Source organism: Desulfobulbaceae bacterium (genome assembly GCA_013792005.1).
Lineage (GTDB): Bacteria > Desulfobacterota > Desulfobulbia > Desulfobulbales > VMSU01 > VMSU01.
Genome location: VMSU01000085.1, coordinates 1 through 7032 on the forward strand (window position 1 = coordinate 1; position 7032 = coordinate 7032).

The window sequence follows — 7032 nt, forward strand, 5'->3', positions numbered from 1 at the left end:
ACGCCATCTGTCCCAAAGAATAAATAAAAGTATCTACTTGAATAAAATTAGAGGAACCCGGAATAGGTTCAGGATGACGAATACCCCGCTTGTCAGGTTCCGTCAGCCGCATCCGAATCAACTCGACATCAAGTCCATTTGAACCATGTTCAATCTTTACCGGCGAAGCAACCATCAAGAACTGAACGCCCTCACCCTCGGCCTCATTAAGCACCCGCTGGTTGGCAGACATCCCGGTCCTGGACTTGGGGAAAACTACGGTAACTTCGTCAACTCCAAGTCGCAACAGAGATCGCGCTGCCTCTAAAGCGATATTATTCCCGCCAAATACCGCTGCCCGACGCCCCAAGCCTTTAACCTTATCCTGTGCGACAAGTCGAAGAAATTCAGTGGCGCTCATCACCCCAGGCAAGGAAGCGCCGGGGATATCCAACGGTTGAGGCGCCCAGGCGCCAACTCCCACAAAAGTAGCATCAAAACCCTGCTTCTGCAGGTCATCAATGGTAAAATTGGTCCCTAGTTTCTGATTGAACTTAACAGATATCCCCATCGCCAAAATGACATTAGTTTCATAATCAAGAATCTTACGGGGAATTTTATAGGATGGGATACCATAACGAAGCATCCCGCCGAGCTTGGGCATCGCTTCAAAGACAGTGATGTCATGCCCCTTGCGGGCGAGATAATAGGCTGCGGTAAGACCAGCAGGCCCGCCACCGATCACGGCAATACGTTTACCGGTAGGAGGATCGCACGTCAACTTCAGATCGACATTCCTGGTCATGCACCAATCTGCAACAAACCGTTTCAGATGATTGATGGAAACCGGTTCATCAACCAGTATTCGGCGACATCGAGTTTCACAGAAACGAGGACATACCCGGCCAACAGAGAAGGGAAAAGGATTCCTCTCCATCACCAGACGGACAGCCTCTTCATACTCACCCTTGGCGACATGGGCGATATATCCTTGAACATTGATCTGTCCAGGACAGGTCAAATTACAAGGAGCCTTGCAATCACCAAAATGTGTCTCTGCCAATATGGCAAGACGTTGCTGTCGGTGCTTGCTCAGGGCATCAGAATTGGTAACTATCCGCATCCCCTCTTTGATCTGCACCATACACGCACGCTGAAACTCAGACTCCCCTTCCACCTCGACCACACACAATTCGCATGCCTTTTCAGGAAATTTCCCCTTCACGTAGCAAAGGGTGGGGATAGAAATATCAGCACGTTTTGCTGCTTCCAGGATAGTGATCCCTTGCTGGGCAACAATTTCCTGGCCGTCAATTACGAGGTTAAGTGACATGGTTTATTACTCGTTTATAAAGTTAATTAAATAATAAATCTCATTTCTTGGCAGACGGCTTCCATTCTTTGAGGAATGCCGGGATATGACCTGCCTCGCGAGGTCCAATGGTGATTGTCCACTGTGGAAGTTCTTCCTCAAGTTCGCCCTTAATAGAGGCAAGATACCCTGGGATCAACAGTTCACGATGATTGATCTGATCCTCAATGCCGGACTTTTTAATGAACTGGGCAATAACATCAGCGCCAAATTTACCCGCAGCCCATGCGGTAAGGACAGAAAGGCCCTCGGTATCCTTAATCAACAACCACGATGGCACCTTAGAACCTTCAATTTCGCCGGAGACAATAAAGTACGTAAGTGAGAAGTTACAGGTAATGATCACTGGAGAGTCTTTCCCCGGACTATTCAAGGGGTAGATATTCTCTTCCACCACCATGGGGCGCTGAGGATCAGTAAAGATATTAAGGCGTTCAAGGAGCAAGGGAAAGAGGATATCCCCCTGCAAGTCGGAAAGAACGACAATACCGGCATACTTGGCGATCAAAACCGAGGCAATCATCGCCTCCATCATCGGATCATCACTCATTTCACAGGGAAAAGTGATGGTCGGGAATCCTAACGGCTTGTATTTCTTGGCAATAGCAGCCCTTCGAGCAACGACATTATCCTCTAAAGCAGCACGAACGGTGCGAGCGCCAGTGTCAATCACCAAATCTTTAAGACCCGCCTGCAACAACTCCTCAGAGATTGCAATAGCATCATCAAGGTTTGATCCCTTGACCGCCAGCGGACAGGCGAACTCTTTCGCCAAGGCCGCCAGCGCCTTGGCATTGGCTGAAGTTGCGCCATAGAGCAAGGGCTTCTTATCTTTACAGACGGCAAGAGCAGCGGTAAGCGCCTCTGTTGAGTCGCTGATCAAAATCAAATTTGCAGCAGGCGCGTCGGTCATCACCCTCTGGATCAGAGCAGAAAAAGATAGTGAATCCTTTTTATCATCCTTTATCGCAATTAAGTCAGCCTTTAACAGTACGCCAACCCGCTCATACTGGAGCTTTTTGAAGTTGTCAATACGGCTGGAAATCGCGACATCATCCATTCCGGTAGAAATCAAGACAGCGATACCGGTTGGGTTTTCAAACCGTTTTTCATGGCGGAAGAGACAAGTCTCTCCGCCAGCGGTAAAGGAGCTATCCACAGAACCAATCTTAATGGTCCTGATCGGGGGAGCTGATGCCTCACCGATGGTCTCTTTTACCGCGTCATCTACGTACGGACACTCGCCAATATCTGTCTGACCTGCCGCCACTTTCATAGCAAAAGCCAAGCAGGTTGGTATCTTACATTCCCCACAATTCTTCTTAGGGAGCATTTTTAAAATTTGTATACCGGTTAAAGCCATTTCAGTTTACCTCCAATCAGTCGGTGCCAGCCTGCAGCCGATAGCATCGATAGTGTTAACGACTAAATAATGTCTATTGCAATGTAACGACGTAGATCAAACAGCAGCTTCCATGCTCAAGGCAGGATGACCCTTCTCCTTAAGGAATTTCAAAATCTGCTCTTCGGTCTCCCCGACTTCCTCGGTGGCAATCATATCATACAGTTCTGGCATACCAATTTCTTCGCAGCGCTTGATCAGTTTATCCTTGATCTCTTCCTTGAGAGCTTTAGGCAGCCAGACCAGACGTTTCAAACCACCCTCAGCAAGCAGCAGTTTCGGACTGCTGATGTAGTGCTTGGAAACCCCCATGAAACCTGGGGTCTGAGCACCGCCACCGGCCATACCGGCGAGGGTCGTAAACTTCATGCCGCTGGGGGTCATGCTCCGACAATCTCGATCCACGATCATGACACCATTACATTGTGGAAGCATGGCGGCAATACACTCAAAGCAACCACAGGCAGTCATAGGATTGTTCATCAGTGAGTAGCAGTCAACCTCTGGAACCGCCCCGCGAGAGGCCTGATTGACAAAAGAGTTGATGCCGGCAAAACTACCCTGTATCGGATCAAGGCACTCTCCTTTTTCAATCGGCTGATTAGGTCCTGTAGGATTAATCTGAAATGAAGCCTTACCATCGAGCCAGTTGTAAGCTCCACACATCCCGATTCGCTCAGGAGTGATAACACAGACATGACTGGGGGCAAATGACTGGCAGAGGGTACAAGAGTAGAAAATATCTTCTGTCTCATCGGTCATGCTACCCAGACGGAGGTCACGCTCATCATAAACCTTTCGAGCCAGGGCCTGAACCTCTTCTACTTTCTCAAGGACAGTGTAGATCTTGACCTGAACCTTGTCGAGAATAGCGCCAAACTCTTGATGAAGTTTGCCGTGCAGAACCTTGCCGATGTGCTCGAAGGAAAAGCCCTTTTCAACAGCACCCTTGCCGATACGGATCCACATGATATTCCGCTGGCCGATATGCATGATGCCTTGAATATAGTTGATCAAATGATGAAATTGACGCTCAAGAATAGGTTCGAAGTCTGACTGCATCTCGCGACCGGCCACTTCAACCAGAATGGCAATAGGTAGATTCTGTCCCTCTTTGATGTCTTTGATGTCCGGACCTTCAACAATAACCAAACCATCCTGGACCTCATCCATGGGTTTGGATACCAGCACCTCAACACCACTGGTCCGGCCACCGCCACATTCCATGAACAGATCATCCTTACGAATACGCTCACCCTCGAAGGCAGGACCAAAGGCCATGGGGATGTCGATCTTGGTGATGCTGACCTTAAGTCCACGCACCTCAATCGCCTTCTGGACAATCTCGTCGTGGGGGACATTACTGACCACGTGCTCGTAGGTGCAAACACCTGTGGGCAGGATCTCTGGGATATTATAGTCGGAAATGGTCGGGAAACCCCAATTGATGGCTCCTGCGGCGTTGGCGTACCACTCGTCGCTCACTGGACCCAAGGCCATGACAAAGGCAAAGGTCCGATCCTTGTTGTAGATCAGGTTTCCTTTGTAATCTCCTGGCTTAATACCGCCGAAAGCCATGGCAACGCGGCAGGCAAAACCTATGGCAAAGACAGCTGAGGTATACGTAGGGCCAAAAGGCACAAGACGAGTATTCCATCCCACCTGAACACCAGCCTCAATCAACTGCTCCGACATCCGTACACCACCGGTATGATCGTGCATAAAGATATAAAGATTCTTCTCCTGCAACTCAAGGGCAATCTTAGTGGCAATCTCCTTGGTAGGAGGCGCGCCGACAATTGCTGCAAACCCCGGGGCAGTGCCATCAACAAACTCAACCCCGCGCTTCCGGAAGATAACGTCATCAGCAGCGCCCAGCCAGATATTTTCAGCCAGAGTGTCTTCAGTCTTGGTATAGAAATTCGGCTCGTTGAGATAGCGAATAGCCTCATACATCTCCTCGGCGAAAAAGGTAGCCATACCAGCATCCAGGGCCGGTCCTAGATAGGGCAGCCACAACGAATCGCTGACTATGGGCGGCAGGAGCTTGCGACACTCCTGAAAGATGTCCTTCATATCTCCCAGGTTCTGTATCTTGGCACCCAGGATACTGTAAATGATAGGCAGAAAATAGGCCGTATTGGGATAAGACACCTCATGCTCGGCACCGAATTTCTTGATAGCCTCTTCATAACTCGCCTCCGCCATATCAACGATCTTATGGGCGCCACGGATGGCTGCTGAACAGATTATTTTCGACATCGCAAAACTCCTTCTTCTCTTAAGGGTAGAATTTAGTTCATCAAGCCGTTGATCAGGGACTTAGCCAGACTGACCGCCTGGGGATGCCGCATGATCAGCACATCACCACCGCACATCAGCATGCAACTGGCGGTGATCGCTTCCATCATCACAGAACGACGCTCCTGGTCACCCAGCAAAGCATCGGAAGGTAACCGGCACTCCTTAGCCTTCCAAACCTCACGACCAAGATTGCAGATGAAAGGCACCTGAAGTTTCTCATCCTTCTGGGTGAGGGCTGCCAAGCGGATACGCTCCATGACTGAATAGGTATATTCGATGCCATAACCCAGGGCGCCGACAGAGGGGTCCATCATAACGTTGTTCAAAGAAACACCTAAGTTCTCAAGAAGAATATTAAGCTGTTTAGCCAAGTTAACGTCAATCGGCGATGCTGCCACTATAGAGTGGTTAAAGGCCATTGCTGTGGCGCCAAGCGACCGATAATTAGTGTCGGCCAAAGGGGCGAGACAGACCTACTTATCACCAATTATTGAGGTGATTTCACGCAGAGTCTCAGTGTCCTTTTCAGCGTTGCCGCACCCCCAAATGATGATGGGCACATCGACTGCGTTAATCACCGCACTGGCAATCTTAGCAGCCTCAGCGGCAGAACGATTTTGGCCATTAGGATCGGTGCTGACAAGAGATAAACAGATGGCCTCGGCTTGATATTGATTGACACATTTCTGGGCCCAAGAAGTCGGATTATCAAGAACGTCGGAATAATGTCGAGACAGGGCATCCGGCCACTCGTCCGGAGTGGAATCAAGGACATCCATGGCAATCAGCGGCTTATTACGCATCTCGCCTTCGAAGAGCTGGAACGGGAGAGTATTAGTTCCACCCACAGTAATAGTTTTATCACCACTGCCCAACACCACATCGCGGATAGCACCGCTGTAATCCTTAACATAATGATCAGTCGGCACTTTGCTTGCACGGTCTTTCAGCAGAGTCGTCTCTATCTTCAGACTGGCGGCATCAGTAGCTCCCGATACCACTGCAGCGGGAGGAGCAGGTTGGACCGCAGCTACAGCTGCGGCTGCCTCCTTGGCCTCAGCAGCTTTCTTAGCTTCTTCCGCAGCTTTGGCTTCAGCGGCTTTCTTGGCTTCTTCCACAGCTTTGGCCTCAGCGGCTTTCTTGGCCTCTTCCGCAGCTTTGGCATCAGCGGCAGCCTGTGCTTCGACCTTAGCTTTGGCCTCAGCTGCCACTCTCGCATCATCAGCACTCTTGGCCTCAGCGGTCTTCTTGACCTCATCAACGACCGGCGTCGGGGGGGCGGGGGCAGCAGGTACCGGGGCTGTAGGCGCCGAACTCCGGGCTACAGCGTGTTCCTTAACTAAAATGGCCTCGGCTCCGGCAAATTTCACTAGTGCCTCAAACTGATCATCACTCAGACCATAGGCATTCCTCAGGGCAGCTAACCCCAAACGCACAGACTCAAGCGCCAGTAGACGTTCTTTTTCATTCATTACATGTTCTCCTGCATCATCTATGTCGGTCGTAGATATCGAAATGGTGGTTGCGGTAGTAGTCGGGGTACAAGAAGCAGCCTGGACCTTGGCCTCATCAATAATGCGGGCAGCCTCCTGCTTTGCCTCGTTGAGCAAGGCCTCACGTTGACCCTGGTCTTCGGCAATAGTCGGAGCGGCCTGAACGATGATCGTTTCTTCTCGGCCAGCAATAATAGTCGGTGCAACAGTCACATCAACAATAGGACGGTCATCAAGCCCGGCCAGTTTGACGATCTCGGGAACGGCGCTCTCCCATTCTATGGCCATGATGTGTACGCCGCTGACCCCAGGAATTTCCTTCACCTGATTGATAATATCAACACAGATGCGGATACCCTCTTCCTCTTTGTTCTTGGCAGACTTCAAACGGTCGATGATATGGCCTGGAACATCCATTCCCGGCACAAACTTCTTCATATAGTTTGCCATCCCCAGAGAACGGGGAGGAGTGACGCCAGCCA

3 protein-coding genes and 1 pseudogene are annotated in these 7032 nt (G+C 50.3%); all 4 read right to left on the reverse strand.

All coding sequences use genetic code 11. The features are described from left to right. Positions 1-1312, reverse strand: a 1312-nt coding sequence (locus FP815_04615; protein ID MBA3014221.1) for an FAD-dependent oxidoreductase, incomplete at its 3' end; no start/stop codon positions are given. A gap of 40 nt (positions 1313-1352) precedes the next feature. Next, positions 1353-2714 (reverse strand): acetyl-CoA decarbonylase/synthase complex subunit gamma, encoded by a 1362-nt coding sequence (locus tag FP815_04620; protein ID MBA3014222.1) that lies wholly within the window; start codon positions 2712-2714, stop codon positions 1353-1355. 96 nt (positions 2715-2810) lie between these two features. Beyond that, a complete protein-coding gene (gene cdhC, locus FP815_04625; protein ID MBA3014223.1) occupies positions 2811-5015 on the reverse strand; it encodes a CO dehydrogenase/CO-methylating acetyl-CoA synthase complex subunit beta in 2205 nt (734 codons plus the stop codon). Positions 5016-5047: 32 nt separating this feature from the next. Next, a pseudogene (locus FP815_04630) lies at positions 5048-7000 on the reverse strand (acetyl-CoA decarbonylase/synthase complex subunit delta). Between the last annotated feature and the right edge of the window lie 32 nt (positions 7001-7032).